The organism is Streptomyces sp. NPDC047917 (assembly GCF_043204345.1).
Classification (GTDB): domain Bacteria; phylum Actinomycetota; class Actinomycetes; order Streptomycetales; family Streptomycetaceae; genus Streptomyces; species Streptomyces sanglieri.
Genome location: NZ_JBIDCA010000011.1, coordinates 346,071 through 359,806, shown reverse-complemented (window position 1 = coordinate 359,806; position 13,736 = coordinate 346,071). Strand labels below are relative to the sequence as shown.

Here is a 13,736-nt window from a genome sequence, read left to right as displayed (position 1 = left end):
TCAGAGCAGGGTCAGTTGTGTGGCCCCGGGGGCGTCGGGCGGCGAGGGCCGCTCCTTGCGTGTGGGGAGCCGCCGGGCGGTGCCGCGGTGCGAGGGGCCGATGCCGTACTCGGCCGCCAGCTCGTGGACGTACCGGGTGATGCGGCGCTGGTACCACTTGGGCGCGTAGGCGCCCTCGGCGTACAGCCGCTCGTACCGCCGTACCAGATGGGGGTGGTGGTCGCCGAGCCACTGCATGTACCACTCCCGGGCGCCGGGCCGCAGATGGAGGACGAGCGGGGTCACCGAGGTCGCCCCGGCGGCGGCGATCGCCCGGACCGTGGCGCGCAGCTGGTCCGGATGATCGCCGAGGAACGGGATGACGGGGGCCATCAGTACGCCGCAGTCGATACCGTTCTCACTCAGCGTGCGGACGGCGTCCAGGCGGCGCGACGGGGACGGGGTGCCCGGCTCGACGGTGCGCCACAGTGCCTCGTCGACGAAGCCGACCGAGACGCAGACGCCGACGTCGGTGACCTCGGCGGCCTGCCGCAGCAGTTCCAGATCGCGCAGGATCAGCGTCCCCTTGGTCAGGATCGAGAACGGGTTCGCGTGATCGCGCAGCGCCGAGATGATGCCGGGCATCAACCGGTACCGGCCCTCGGCGCGCTGGTAGCAGTCGACGTTGGTGCCCATCGCGATGTGCGCGCCGTGCCAGCGGCTGGACGCCAGCTGTGCGCGGAGCAGCTCCGGGGCGTTGACCTTGACGACGATCTGGGAGTCGAAGCCGAGGCCGGTGTCGAGGTCCAGATAGCTGTGGGTCTTTCGGGCGAAGCAGTAGACACAGGCGTGCGAGCAGCCCCGGTACGGGTTGACCGTCCATTCGAACGGCATCCGCGATGCGCCCGGCACCCGGTTCACGATCGAACGGGCCCGGATCTCGTGGAAGGTGATTCCCCGGAATTCGGGGGTGTCAAAGGTGCGCGTGGTCACCGCGTCGGCGGTGAAGAGCGCGCTGTTCCCGGTCGTGGCGGGGTTCTCGACCAGATTGTCCCAGCGCATGGACGCCTCCTCGGTAGTACTGGACAGAGAATAGAACACTTGTTCCCTTGATCGTTTTCTCCCCTTCGTCCCGGGCCGGATTTTGAGCGGAGTGTCCGAGGTGATTGGCTCAGCACACCCCCGAACAACCGAGTGCTGGAGGAACAGCCATGGCGCAGGTCGAGGCCACGACAGAGCGAGTCATCGCGGCGGACGCGGAGACGGTGTTCGACGCGCTGGCCGACTACAAGGAGGTCCGGGGCAAGGTGCTGCCCGGACACTTCAGCGAGTACGAGGTGCGCGAGGGCGGTGACGGCGAGGGCACCCTCGTCCACTGGAAGCTCCAGGCCACCAGCAAGCGGGTGCGCGACTGCCTGCTGGAGGTCACCGAGCCCACCGACGGACAGCTCGTGGAGACGGACCGCAACTCCTCGATGGTCACCACCTGGACCGTCACCCCGGCCGGCGAGGGCAGGTCGAAGGCCGTCGTCTCGACCGTCTGGAACGGCGCCGGCGGCATCGGCGGATTCTTCGAGAAGACCTTCGCGCCCAAGGGACTCGGGCGGATCTATGACGAGCTGCTGCAGAATCTCGCCACCGAGGTCGAGAAGTAGCCCTCTTCGTGCTTGACCGGCCTCACCGGTTCGGGTGGTTTTTCACGGCCCGCCGGTTGTGCGCCGTAGTGGCTCCCACCGGGAACTAAGCACCTGTGTGCGCCGCCGGCGCCCCTCCCGTCGCGTTTGCCCTCCGTTGTTGCGCAATGCAGAAATGGGCGGCGCAGACGCGACGAGGGGAGCGGCACGTGGTGGGTGGGATCACTCTGTTGGAGGAGGAGCCGGGCGGCGCGGGGACCGCCGGAACGGCCACCGCACCGCCCTCGCCGCCTTCCGCCGGGGCCGGACCGGCACCGGCCCCCGCCCCGTACGGCGAACCGGAGACGGACCGCCGCCGCATCCGGATGATCTTCATCGGGCTGATGCTCACGCTGCTGCTCGCGGCGCTCGACCAGATGATCGTCGCCACCGCGCTGCCGAAGATCGTCGGCGAGCTGCACGGCCTGGAGAAGATGTCCTGGGCCGTCACCGCGTACCTGCTCGCCTCCACGATCGGACTGCCGATCTACGGAAAGCTCGGCGACCTCTTCGGCCGCAAGGGCGTCTTCCAGTTCGCCATCATCGTCTTCGTCATCGGTTCCGCGCTCGCCGGCTGGTCCCGCACCATGGACGAGCTGATCGCCTTCCGCGCCGTCCAGGGCATCGGCGGCGGCGGGCTGATGATCGGGGTCCAGGCGATCATCGCGGACGTCGTGCCGCCCAGGGAACGCGGCCGGTTCATGGGCCTCATCGGGGCCGCGTTCGGCCTCGCGTCCGTGGCGGGCCCGCTGCTCGGCGGCTTCTTCACCGACCACGCGTCCTGGCGCTGGTGCTTCTACATCAACGTCCCGTTCGGCCTGGCCACGCTCGCCGTCATCACCGTCGTGCTGAAACTCCCCAGGCCCACCGTCCGGCCCCGCCTCGACGTGCTGGGCGCGCTGCTGCTCGCGGCCGCCTCCACCTGCCTGGTGCTGCTGACTAGCTGGGGCGGCACGGAGTACGCGTGGGGCTCGCGCACCATCCTGGGACTGGGGGCCGGGGCCGTCGGAACGGCCCTGCTGTTCCTGGTGGTCGAGCACCGGGCCGCCGAACCCATCATTCCGCTGCGGTTGTTCCGTGACTCGATCTTCAACGTCACCGCGCTCGTCGGGGCGATCGTCGGAGTCGGGCTGTTCGGCGCCGCCAGCTATCTGCCGACCTTCCTCCAGATGGTCGACGGCGCCACGGCCACCGAGTCCGGGCTGCTGATGCTCCCGATGATGGGCGGCATCGTCGTCGCGTCGGTCGTCTCCGGCCAGCTGATCTCCCGCACCGGGCGCTACCGGATCCACCCGATCCTCGGCAGCGGCCTCTCGGTGGCCGGGATGTGGCTGCTCTCCCGCCTCGAAACCGACACCCCGTGGCTCGAATACAGCATCGCGCAGGCCGTGCTCGGCATCGGGATCGGGCTGATCATGCCGGTCCTGGTGCTCGCCGTGCAGAACTCCGTCGCGCCCGCCGACATCGGCTCCGCCACCAGTGCCAACAACTACTTCCGGCAGATCGGCGGCAGCGTCGGCGCCGCCGTCTTCGGGACGCTCTTCGCCGGGCGCCTCGCGGACGCGCTCGCCGTCCGGCTCCCGTCCGGAGCCGACCTCCCCGACCCCGAGTCGATCACCCCGCAGCTGGTCCACGCCATGGAGCCCGCGCTGCGCGACAGCTACATCCAGGCATACGCCGACGCGATGCCGCGGATCTTCCTCTACCTCGTGCCGGTGCTCGCGCTCGGCCTCTTCTTCGCCTTCTTCCTCAAGGAGAAACCGCTGGTGTCCCACCACAGCCCCGAAAGCGCCGCCGAGTCCGTGACCGTTCCGGCCGCCCGCACCACCCCGACCCCCACGGGCACCGAGGCCGCCGCGCCGCCGTCCGTCCACCTCTCGGGCGTACCGGTGTGCGGCAGCGTCCAGCATCCCGACGGTACGAAGGTCCCGCGCGCCGCCCTCACCCTCATCGACGTCCAGGGTCAGCAGGTCGGACGGGGCGCGAGCGGCGACGACGGGCGGTACGCGCTGAGCGTGCCGGGCGCCGGTTCGTACGTGCTCATCGCCGCCGCCGGTGGCCACCAGCCGCAGGCCGTCAGCGTCACCGTGGGCGAACGGCCCGTCGAGCTCGACGTGGTGCTCGGCGGGGCCGGGCGGCTCGCCGGGACGGTCGTCACCGCCGACGGCATCCCGGTCCGCGACGCCGCCGTCACCCTCACCGACGTCCGCGGCGAGGTCGTCGCGTCGACCCGGAGCGGCCGCGAAGGCGGCTATGTGATCTCGGAGCTGGTGGCCGGGGAGTACACCCTCGCCGCCAGCGCCCCGGCCTTCCGGCCCGCCGCTCTGCCGGTGAGCGTGCAGGCGGCCAGGGAGACCCGGCAGGACGTCGAACTCGCCGGCGGCGCGGTGCTGCGCGGCATCGTACGGGCCGGCGGCGGGCGGCACGTCGAGGATGCCCGGGTCACCCTCCTGGACGCGGCCGGCAATGTGGTCGACACCCTCACCACGGGCCCCGACGGGGCGTTCCGCTTCGTGGACCTGTCCACCGGCGAGTACACCGTGATCGCGGCCGGGTATCCGCCGGTGGCCACCGTGCTCCAGGTGGCGGGCGGCGGACGCACCGAACGCGATCTCCAACTGGGCCACGAGGACTGAGAGTCCGGAGCGGGTACGGGCCGGCCGGCGGATTTCCGGGGCCGGCCCGTACCCGTGGACCCGCCGCTGGGTGCGCGTCCCGGTGCGCCGGGCGCACAACCCGCCGGGGCGATTACGCCGATGCCCGGCGGACGCCGGTCACGGAGCCGTACCGTGGAGTCACAGACCGCAGAACATTGCGGTGGGGAAGGAGCCTTCCGCCCATGGAATCCGAGGTGCCGCCGCAGCGGACACCGTTGTCGCGCGACGCCATGTCGGGCCGTGTGCCGCTGGCCGTCGCGGTGGTCGACACGCATGGCCTCGTCTCGCACTGGTCGAGCGGCGCGAGACGGCTCTTCGGGGTCACCAGACAGGATGCGGTCGGCTGCCCGGCCGGTGAACTCCTCCCGGTCATCGGCGTGTTGGACCGGGTGGAGGAAGAGGAACGGCCCGGAGCCGGTCCCGCTCCGGACTGCGGACCCGGCCCCGGGTCCGACGGACCGCCGGGCGGGAGCCTGTCGTACCCGATGGCGGGCCGGGCGCGGATCGACGAACCGGGGCGCGGCCGGATCGACGTGCTGTGGTGGGCCTATCCGCTGGTCGGCCCGGGTTCCGAACGGCTGCTGGTGCTTGCCGCGGACGCCGGCCGGCTGGGCGGCGGCGGCACGGGCGAGGGCCGGGACACGGGGACCGTCGCCCCCGCGTTCGCGCTCCACACCGACTTCCCCGGCTACCGGGAGCTGGCGGGCCGGCTGCCCGAGATCCTGCCCAGCATGAGCGTCGGCGAGGCGACCAGAATCGTCGCCCAGGTGCTCGAACTCGGATACCCCGTCCTGGAGTTCAGCCACCGCAGCCAGGTCCCGGTCACCCCCGACTGGGGTGTGCCGCGACGCGGCTCCCGGCACCCCGCCCGCTCTCCGCTCGGCGACGGCGGGGCAACGCCCGCTCCCCGTACCGTCCCCCGCCCCGAACTGGACCTCGAATACGCGGCGGTCCGCGAACGGCTGGAATTCCTCAACGAGGTCAGCGGCCGCATCGGCACCTCCCTCGACCTGGAACGCACCATCCGAGAGGTCACCAGCGCCGCCGTGCCCCGCTTCACCGACTTCGCGGGTACGCACCTGCGTGCCGCGGTCCTGGCCGGCGAGGGCTTCCCGGACGGACCGCCCGACGTCACCACCGTCTGGCACCGGGTCTGGGTCGAGCACAACGACGAACCGGGCCGCTGGGACGACACCGTCCCCGTCGGCGAGTCCATCGCCTTCCCCGAACACACCCCGTTCTTCCAGTGCATGGTCACCGGCGAACCCGTCCTCGTCCCGTACGTCAGCGAGGAGGCGAGCAACCGGATCTCCGGCGAGTTCGAGAAACGGGACCTGCGCCCGCTGATCACCCACCGCTCCCTGCTGATCGTGCCGCTCAAGGCCCGCGACGTGGTCCTCGGCTTCATGGTCCTGATGCGCCGTCCCGGCCGTGAGCCCTTCGACGACATGGACCGCACCACCGGCGCCGAACTGGCCGCCCGTGCCGGGCTGGTACTCGACAACGCCCGCATGTACACCTTCCAGGAGAACGTCGCGGAGACGCTCCAGGACAGCATGCTGCCCCAGGTCGCTCCCCGGATGGCCGGCTGCGACATCGCCACCAGGTACCTGCCCGGCGCCCGGCTCGGCAGGATCGGCGGCGACTGGTTCGACTCGGTGAAGCTGCCCGGCTCCCGGACCGCCCTCGTGGTCGGCGACGTCATGGGGCACGGCCTCAACTCCGCGGCGATGATGGGGCAGTTGCGTACCGCCGTACTGACCATGGCCACGATGGAAATGCCACCGTCCCAACTGCTGCGCAACCTGGACGACCTGGCACAGCGCCTGGGCGAGCAGTATCTGGCGACCTGCCTCTACGCCGTCTACGACCCGATCCGCTCCGAGGTCCAGATCGCCAACGCCGGGCACATCCCGCCCGTGCTCGTCCGGGCCGAGGACGGCCGCGCCGAACTCCTGACCCTCCCCACCGGTGCCCCGATCGGTGTCGGTGGTGTGGCCTTCGAGACCGCGACCGTACGAGTGCGGCCCGGCGACCGGCTGATCCTGTGCACCGACGGTCTGGTCGAGGTGCGCGGCCAGGACATCGGTGCCGGACTCGCCGCGCTCTGCGCCTCGGCCGCCCATCCCGCGGCCTCCATGGACGACGCCTGCGACACCATCATCCGCGCACTGAACCCGAGCGGGGGCCGCAAGGACGACGTCGCGCTGCTGATGGCCCGGCTGAACGGCATCCCGGGCGACGACGTCGCGGAGTGGCAACTCGCCCTGGACCCACGCGAAGTGGCGCGATCACGACGACTGGTGCGCGGGAAGCTGCTCGACTGGAACCTGCCGGACGCGGTGGAGTCGGCCGAGCTGATGGTCAGCGAACTCGTCACCAACGCCGTGAAGCACGGCCGGTCCCATCACATCGTGCTCCGGCTGGTGCGCACCGGCGCTCTGCTGTGCGAGGTCAGCGACGACGAACCCGCCCCGGCCACGCTGCTCGACGCCACTTCCCACGACGAGTCCGGGCGCGGCCTGCGCGTGGTGAGCGGACTCGCCCGCGAATGGGGCACCAGCACCACCGCGCACGGCAAGACCGTCTGGTTCGAACAGGCACTCGGCAAGATCCCCGGCCCCAGGCCGCACACCTGGTGAAAGCCCGGCCAGGGGCCGGGGGGATGCTGTGCGGGGTCTTGCCGGGGCCGTCCGGGGAAGGTAGTCCGGTCCTGAGCAGGACGCCGCGGAACACCGCACGGCGTCGCGGGACGAACGGACCGGGAGCGCGCATGGACGTGTCACAGCACTACCGCGAGGCGTGGGAGGGCTACTGGTCCGCCACCTCGGACGCGCCCGGCGAGGCGATCTGGGACTCCGACCCCTCCCTCACCTCCGTACCCCACGCCGAACTGCTGCTGCCGCACGCCGACACTTCGCTGCCCCTCGTCGACCTCGGCTGCGGAAACGGCACCCAGACCCGCTACCTCGCCACCCGTTTCGCCCGCGCCATCGGTGTGGACCTCGCGCGCGCGGCCGTCGAGCACGCCCGCCGGGCCGACACCGCGGGCGTCGCGGAGTTCGCCCAGCTCGACCTCGTCGACGCGGAGGCCGTGGCGGCCCTGCGCGAGCGGATCGGCGACACCAATGTCTATATGCGTGCCGTGATCCACCAGAGCGAGCCCGGGGCCAGGGCCGCCGTCGCCGCGGCGGTCGCGGCGCTGCTGGGGGAACGGGGACGGGCCTTCGTCACCGAGCCGACCCCGGCCTCCAAGGAGGTGCTCCGGCAGGTGGCGCAGGGCCCGGACGGGCCGCCGGAGAAGCTGCGCCGGGTGCTGGCCCACGGGCTCAAGCCGGCCAGTGCCACCGCGGAGGAGGTGCGGCGGCTGCTCAGGGACGCCGGCCTCACCACCCTGGACGAGGGCGCGACGGCCCTGGCCCAGACCGAGTACCTGCCCGACGGTACGCGGGTCGCGCTGCCCGCACGCTGGTTCGTGCTGGGTCCGCGGTCGGCGGCGGCCGGTGGTGCCGGCTGACGTCCTGAGGGCGGGTCAGGCGGTGGGCCCGCGTCGTCGCTCCGCGGCGGCCAGGGCCGGGCGGCGGTAGTCGGCGTCCGAGGGGTTGAGGGTGACCCCGGGCGGGACGATCTTGTCGATGCGGTCGAGGATCTCGTCGTCGAGCCGGACCTCGGCGGCGGCCAGCTGGTCGGTCAACTGGTCGATGGTGCGGGCCCCGAGGATCACCGAGGACACCGCCGGATGCGTCGCGGCGAACGCCAGCGCCAGGTGCGTCAGCGGGACGCCCGCGTCCCGCGCCACGACCAGCAGCTCCTCCACGGCTTCGAGCTTGCGCCGGTTGCCGGGCAGTTCGAGGTCGAACTTGTGCGCCACCACGCGGCGGAAGGCGTCCAGTTCGATCGGCTGGTTGCCGCGGAACCGCCCGGCCAGCCAGCCGCTGTTGAGCGGGCTCCAGGTCAGCACGCCGAGCCCGTACTTCCGTGCCGTGGGCAGCACATCGGCCTCGATGCCACGCACGAACAGCGAGTACGGCGGCTGCTCGGTGTGGAAGGGGATGTGGTTGCGCCGGTCGGCGGCCCACTGGGCCTCGACGAGCTGCTCGGCGGGGAAGTCCGAGGTGCCGATCGCCATGATCTTGCCCGCGCGGACCAGATCGGAGAGCACGGAGAGCGTCTCGTCGATATCGGTGGCCGGGTCGGGGCGGTGCACCTGGTAGAGGTCGATGCGGTCGGTGCCCAGCCGCCGCAGGCTGTCGTCGACGGCCCGGGTGAGCCGGCGCCGGGAGTTGCCCCGCCGGTTGGGGTCGTCGTCCCCCATCCGGACCGGGAAGTGGCCCTTGGTCGCGAGCACCACGTCGTCGCGACGGCCGTGGAGGGCCTTGCCGACGATCACCTCGGCCTCGCCGCCGGAGTACTGGTCGGCGGTATCGATGAAGTTGATCCCGCCGTCCAGCGCCGTGCGGATCAACCGGACCGCATCGTCGTGGTCGCTGTTCCCCCAGGCGCCCAGGCGCAGGGTGCCCAGGGCGAACTTGCTGACGGAGATGCCGGTGCGGCCGAGAATCCGATGCTGCATCACTGCTCCCTGATGTCGTTTCCTCACGAACGGGACGCGGAGTCGCTACTTCCCCGATGCCGAAAACTTACAACCTGCGACATGAGTGATGCAAGTAGGGGCTCTAGAGGGGTACTGATGTAGCGTGTCGGCATGACGGAGCAGAAGCAGCAGACGAAACGGCCGCTCCGGGCCGACAGCGAACGGACCGTGCGGACGATCCTGGAAGCGGCCGAGCAGGTCCTCGCGGTCAACCCGGCGGCGAGCATGGAGCAGATCGCGCGGGCCGCCGGCGTCGCCCGGACCACCGTCCACCGCCGCTTCGCCACCCGGGATGCGCTGCTGGACGAGCTCACCGGCTGGGCCGCCCGCCAGTTCGCCGAGGCCGTCGACACCGCCCGCCCGGACGCCGCCCCGCCGCTCGTCGCCCTCTATCAGGTCACCGCCAACGTCCTCCGCGTGAAGACCGACTGGTCGTTCGCCATGAACCGCACGGCCGACGACACCCACCCCGAGGCGGCCCGCATCCATGCCGAGGTCCGCTCCACCTGCGCCCGGGTCTTCCGCCGCGCACAGGAAGCCGGCGTGCTCCGGCCCGACATCGATCTCGACTGGACCCGGCGCGTCTACTACGCCCTCATCCACGAGGCCGCCAAGGAGGGGGCAGGCGGTGGCGACACCGACGTGCTGGCCACGCGCGTCGTGGACACCCTGTTGCGCGGGACGGGAGGGCCGGCGGGGCTCGCGGGAGTGTGATCGGGCATGTGCGACGAAGGCACGACGGCACAAAGGCACAACGGCACAAAGGCACAAAGGCACGACGGCGCAAAGGCACGACGGCACAAAGGCACAAAGGCACGACGGCGCAAAGGCACGACGGCACGAACGCGCGAAGGCGCAACGACACAACGGCACGACGGCGGTGCGGCATCCGACCGGTCCGAGAATCCGGCAGTTGATAGCGTGCTCGTCGTGACAGAACTGGAAGAGCTGGTCCTGACCCCCGGCGAGCGGGCCCGGGAGACTCGGGTCGACAGTGTGGTGTTCGAGATGGACTGGACCGGTGAGGAATCACCGGGTCTGCTGGCGGAGTTCGCGGCCGGGCGGGTGCGGGCCTTCGGGGTGGAGCCGGTGGATGTCGACACCGATGCCGTCTACCGTGCGGCCGAATCCGAACCGACCGCGCGTCGCGGAGACTTCCCGGTCCGTCAGCTCGATCATCTGTCCGGTGTGCTGGCGAATCTCGGCTGTACGCTCCTTGTGTGTGACAGCGGCACCGACACCTACGAGGTACTGGTCGCGCTGACCGGAGGGAACGAGCCGACCGGGCTGACGCACCAGGGCTTCCCGGTGCGGGCCTGGGGTTCGGAACCCGATGGGGCCCTGATCAGTCTGGACTGCCCGGACTGCTCGTCGATGCTGGTCTGGGAGCTGGCGGCGAACCAGACCCTGGCGGACGAGCGCTGCGAATGCGGAACCGCGCTGTTCGACGCCGCCGGCCTCCCGCTGCCCGGCGTCACTCTCCACGACTGAGCCGCCCGGTTCCCCCGACCCGGGCTCATCCCCACGGAAGCCGGAACGCCGGAACGCCCGAATGCCCGAACGCCGGAGATTCCGAAGCCCGGAAGGCCCCGACCCCGGAACCGTCGAGCGTGGGTACGCGACGGTCCGCGCGGCCCCCTACTTGCCCAGCTTCGCGGCCAACGCGGCGCGCCGGGCGAAGGTGTCGTCCCTGGCCCCGGCCATTTCACGCAGGGCCGTTCTGCGTTCCCGCTGGGAGAGCCGGTCCAGGTAGAGGCGGCCGTGCAGGTGGTCGGTCTCGTGCTGGAGGCAGCGGGCGAAGTAGCCCCTGCCCTCGATCACCAGCGATCTGCCGTCCTTGTCGCGGCCCCGTACGACTGCCCGGTCGAGCCGCGGCACCACGCGGTAGGGTCCGGGAACGGACAGACACCCCTCGGATTCGTCGATCAGCCCACGCTGCTCGGCCGGCACCTCGTCCAGTACGGGATTGGTGATGTGCCCCACGTGGCGCACTCCCCACTCGTCCGTGATGTCCCACACGAACAACTGAAGGTCCACGCCCACCTGGTTGGCGGCCAGCCCGGCGCCCTCCGCCACCTGGTTCGTGGCGAACATGTCGTCGACCAGCCGTGAGAGTTCCGGCGTGCCGAACTCACTGATCTCCCGGCACCGGCGGCGCAGGATCTCCTCGCCGACCACGGTGATGCGGCGTACCGAACCCCGCCCCACCTCCGGCGCGAACCGGGGGAAGGACTCGACGGGTTCGCCCTGCAGGCGCACCCGGCGGTCCTGCGAGGTGTCACCGGAACCGACAGCCATGGATCATCAACGCCTTCCGCGCATGCCCGAACCGGCCCGGGAGGAACCCCCTCCGGCAGCAGGCCACTTGACCGAATGCTTTGCAAAGTAGCAGGCTTTGCAAAGTGAGCGATGAGAACAGGCAGAGCGAAGACCGGCAGAGCGAAGACCGGCAGGACCAAGACCGGCAGGACAAACGCCGGCAGGACGCGGTCCATAGCCATGAGGGCCGAAGTGCCCGGTCGGAGCTACCGCCCGTGCAACGGGCCCGGCGCTCGCTCCCGGACCATCCCGTACGCATCGCCCTGCTGGACCTGCTCGCCGAGGTCGGCACCGTCACGTCCACGCAGGCCGCGGCCCGTCTCGGCCACAGTTCCGGCCTCTGCTCGTTCCATCTGCGCCAACTCGCCCGGCACGGCCTCATCGAGGAAGTCCCGCACCGGGGCGGACGGGCCCGGCCGTGGCGGCTGCGCTGGGACTCCGGGCACCAGCCGGACGAGTCGGCACCGGAACAGTTCGATGCGCTCGCCCGCGGGCTGGAGGACGAGAGCTACCAGCACTGGCTGGCCCACCGGGACCGGGCACCCGCCGAGTGGCAGCACGACGAATCCTTCAGCGCCGTGGTCCACCTCACCCCGGCGGAGACGGCCGAACTCGCCGCCTCGATCCGCCATCTGCTGGCCGGCTACCGCGAACGGGACCAGCGGCCCGGAGCGCGCCCGGCAGGTACCGTGGCCGTGGCCGCGGTCACCAGGCTCTTCCCCCTGCTGGCCGAGCGTCCCGCACCGCGGCGGAGGGCGAAATGACCGGGCGCGCAGCCGCCGTGGTTGCCATCATGGCGTGATGAACGACGACCCGAGGAACAGACCTCCGCAGGTGGGCGGCGAGCGCGCCTCGCTGACCGGCTTTCTCCAGTACCAGCGCGAGACCCTGGCCATGAAGTGCGAGGGGCTCACCGACGCGCAGCTGCGGGAGTCGGCTGTTCCCCCCTCGGACCTGACGCTGCTGGGGCTCGTCCGGCATCTCGCCGAGGTCGAACGGTCCTGGTTCCGAAGGGTGTTGAGGGACGAGGTCGCGCCGGCGCACTGGCCGGGGCCGAATCCCGGCGAGTTCGCCGAGTTCGAGGTCGCGGACGCCGACACCGAAGAGGCGTTCCGTATCTGGCACGAGGAGTGCGCCCGCTCCCGGGCCGTCGTCGATGCCGCCGAGTCCCTCGACATCACCGGGAGTTACGGCGACGAGGTGTTCTCGCTCCGCTACATCCTCACGCACATGATCGAGGAGTACGCGCGGCACAACGGCCAGGCCGACCTGATCCGGGAGCGCATCGACGGCGTCACCGGCGAGTAGCCGCCGGACCGCGCCACGGAGACCGGCGCTCGCGCGGATGCACGGCGGCAGCGGATCAAGGCAGCAGTCGAGGACCCCGCTTCGCCGCCAGGTCCTCGACCCAGCCGAACAGGGCCACCGCCGCGGCTATCAGCACCCAGACGACCGCGAACTGGAACCACACGCTGTCCAGCGGCAGCCCCCGTTCGAAGGCCGGCACGTTCCACAGCAGGTCGATCAGCGGCACGCTCACCATCAGCGCGATCTCGTGCCACAGATAGACGGTCACGGCACGGGCGTTGAAGACCCGCACGATCCGGTCCGCCACCCGACGGCGGGCGAGCCACCCGAAGTCCGGTCGGAAGCGCAGGAGCAGCAGGACGAACCCCGCCGACCACAACGCCTGGGCGAGCGGGATGTCGTCGAGGTCGTAGGAACCGTCCACCCGGTGGCGGAGGGCCCACCAGCCGCCCGCCGCCATCAGGGGCGGAGCACAGGCCAGGACGGCCGCGGGTCGCAACCGGTCCAGGGCGCCGTCCCGGTGCGCGAAACCCAGCAGCCAGCAGAACAGGAAGACCGACAGGTCGCTGAGCGCGGCACCCGTACGCCCGTCCGGCACACTCCACACCACGGTCAGGAGCACGACGGGGACCAGCGACAGGGCGAGCGCGGACAGCGGGGCGAGACGGAAGAGGCGCAGCAGGAGGGGAGACAGCAGCACGAACCACAGGTAGGTGCGCAGGTACCAGAGCACCGCCCATGCCTGTTCGCCCCACGCGTTGCCGGGCGGGTCGCCCACCGGCAGCACCCAGTACAGGATGTCGGTACCGGGCCGCCAGCCGTGCAGCAGCATCGCCGCACCCAGCACCAGGCCGAACGCCCACACCGGGATCAGCAGCCTGCGCAGCCGGCCGCGGACCACCTGCTCGGCGGGCCGTTCCAGGGAACGCGCCATGAGCGAACCGGCGAGCCCGAACATCACCCCCATCGACGGGAAGACCAGCCCGAGCCACGGCCATTCAAAGGTGTGATAGGTGACCACGCGCACCAGGGCGAACGCCCGCAGCGCGTCGAAGTAGCGGTCCCGACCGCCACCCGGGGCCTTGGGGGCGCGGGGCGCCGCGCGCTCCCCGGCGTTCTTCGTCGCTGCCGTGCCCTTCGTGTTCCTCCCGTCCGCCGTCTCCGCGGTGTCCGCAGTGTCTGTCGCGTCTTTCATGTGCGGCGTAC

General features: G+C 71.3%; 12 protein-coding genes. 8 read left to right on the top strand and 4 right to left on the bottom strand.

The genetic code is table 11. The features are described from left to right. Entirely contained in the window at positions 1-1,041 is a 1,041-nt protein-coding gene (locus ACGF8B_RS27545; protein WP_392743699.1) for an Rv2578c family radical SAM protein, read from the bottom strand. Between the two features lie 149 nt (positions 1,042-1,190). On the opposite strand from ACGF8B_RS27545, the gene ACGF8B_RS27540 reads away from it, so the two are divergent. The 4 genes from ACGF8B_RS27540 (at position 1,191) to ACGF8B_RS27525 (ending at position 7,826) form a co-directional block, all read left to right on the top strand. Then, a complete protein-coding gene (locus tag ACGF8B_RS27540) occupies positions 1,191-1,634 on the top strand; it encodes an SRPBCC family protein (protein ID WP_392743696.1) in 444 nt (147 codons plus the stop codon). Positions 1,635-1,822: 188 nt separating this feature from the next. Further along, on the top strand, positions 1,823-4,288 hold the full coding sequence (locus ACGF8B_RS27535) for an MFS transporter (protein ID WP_392743693.1): 2,466 nt from the start codon (positions 1,823-1,825) through the stop codon (positions 4,286-4,288). Positions 4,289-4,491: 203 nt separating this feature from the next. After that, positions 4,492-6,951 carry a SpoIIE family protein phosphatase gene (locus tag ACGF8B_RS27530; RefSeq protein ID WP_392743690.1) on the top strand — a complete coding sequence of 820 codons (2,460 nt, stop codon included), beginning with the start codon at positions 4,492-4,494 and terminating at the stop codon, positions 6,949-6,951. Between the two features lie 131 nt (positions 6,952-7,082). After that, positions 7,083-7,826 (top strand): class I SAM-dependent methyltransferase, encoded by a 744-nt coding sequence (locus ACGF8B_RS27525; RefSeq protein WP_392743687.1) that lies wholly within the window; start codon positions 7,083-7,085, stop codon positions 7,824-7,826. 15 nt (positions 7,827-7,841) lie between these two features. On the opposite strand, the gene ACGF8B_RS27520 is transcribed toward ACGF8B_RS27525, so the two are convergent. Then, a complete protein-coding gene (locus tag ACGF8B_RS27520; protein WP_392743684.1) occupies positions 7,842-8,882 on the bottom strand; it encodes an aldo/keto reductase in 1,041 nt (346 codons plus the stop codon). A gap of 132 nt (positions 8,883-9,014) precedes the next feature. Here ACGF8B_RS27520 and ACGF8B_RS27515 point away from each other — a divergent pair, with 132 nt between their 5' ends. Next, entirely contained in the window at positions 9,015-9,617 is a 603-nt protein-coding gene (locus tag ACGF8B_RS27515; protein WP_392743682.1) for a TetR/AcrR family transcriptional regulator, read from the top strand. A gap of 216 nt (positions 9,618-9,833) precedes the next feature. Then, entirely contained in the window at positions 9,834-10,394 is a 561-nt protein-coding gene (locus ACGF8B_RS27510) for a hypothetical protein (protein ID WP_392743679.1), read from the top strand. A 147-nt stretch (positions 10,395-10,541) separates the two neighbouring features. Here ACGF8B_RS27510 and def read toward each other — a convergent pair whose 3' ends face one another. Further along, positions 10,542-11,201, bottom strand: coding sequence for a peptide deformylase (gene def / locus ACGF8B_RS27505; RefSeq protein WP_392743677.1), 660 nt, complete (start codon positions 11,199-11,201; stop codon positions 10,542-10,544). A gap of 236 nt (positions 11,202-11,437) precedes the next feature. On the opposite strand from def, the gene ACGF8B_RS27500 reads away from it, so the two are divergent. Together ACGF8B_RS27500 and ACGF8B_RS27495 are read left to right on the top strand one after the other, a co-directional pair. Continuing rightward, on the top strand, positions 11,438-11,986 hold the full coding sequence (locus tag ACGF8B_RS27500; protein ID WP_392743674.1) for a helix-turn-helix domain-containing protein: 549 nt from the start codon (positions 11,438-11,440) through the stop codon (positions 11,984-11,986). 37 nt (positions 11,987-12,023) lie between these two features. Beyond that, entirely contained in the window at positions 12,024-12,530 is a 507-nt protein-coding gene (locus ACGF8B_RS27495) for a DinB family protein (RefSeq protein ID WP_392743671.1), read from the top strand. Positions 12,531-12,585: 55 nt separating this feature from the next. On the opposite strand, the gene ACGF8B_RS27490 is transcribed toward ACGF8B_RS27495, so the two are convergent. After that, complete coding sequence (locus ACGF8B_RS27490; RefSeq protein WP_392743669.1) at positions 12,586-13,725, bottom strand: acyltransferase; 1,140 nt, start codon at positions 13,723-13,725, stop codon at positions 12,586-12,588. Between the last annotated feature and the right edge of the window lie 11 nt (positions 13,726-13,736).

Excerpts from the sequence above, each read along its gene's own strand:
- ACGF8B_RS27515 (WP_392743682.1), top strand. The coding sequence starts at position 9,015 with ATGACGGAGCAGAAGCAGCAGACGAAACGGCCGCTCCGGGCCGACAGC.
- def (WP_392743677.1), bottom strand. The coding sequence starts at position 11,201 with ATGGCTGTCGGTTCCGGTGACACCTCGCAGGACCGCCGGGTGCGCCTG.
- ACGF8B_RS27545 (WP_392743699.1), bottom strand. The coding sequence starts at position 1,041 with ATGCGCTGGGACAATCTGGTCGAGAACCCCGCCACGACCGGGAACAGC.
- ACGF8B_RS27530 (WP_392743690.1), top strand. The coding sequence starts at position 4,492 with ATGGAATCCGAGGTGCCGCCGCAGCGGACACCGTTGTCGCGCGACGCC.
- ACGF8B_RS27540 (WP_392743696.1), top strand. The coding sequence starts at position 1,191 with ATGGCGCAGGTCGAGGCCACGACAGAGCGAGTCATCGCGGCGGACGCG.
- ACGF8B_RS27525 (WP_392743687.1), top strand. The coding sequence starts at position 7,083 with ATGGACGTGTCACAGCACTACCGCGAGGCGTGGGAGGGCTACTGGTCC.
- ACGF8B_RS27490 (WP_392743669.1), bottom strand. The coding sequence starts at position 13,725 with ATGAAAGACGCGACAGACACTGCGGACACCGCGGAGACGGCGGACGGG.
- ACGF8B_RS27520 (WP_392743684.1), bottom strand. The coding sequence starts at position 8,882 with ATGCAGCATCGGATTCTCGGCCGCACCGGCATCTCCGTCAGCAAGTTC.
- ACGF8B_RS27495 (WP_392743671.1), top strand. The coding sequence starts at position 12,024 with ATGAACGACGACCCGAGGAACAGACCTCCGCAGGTGGGCGGCGAGCGC.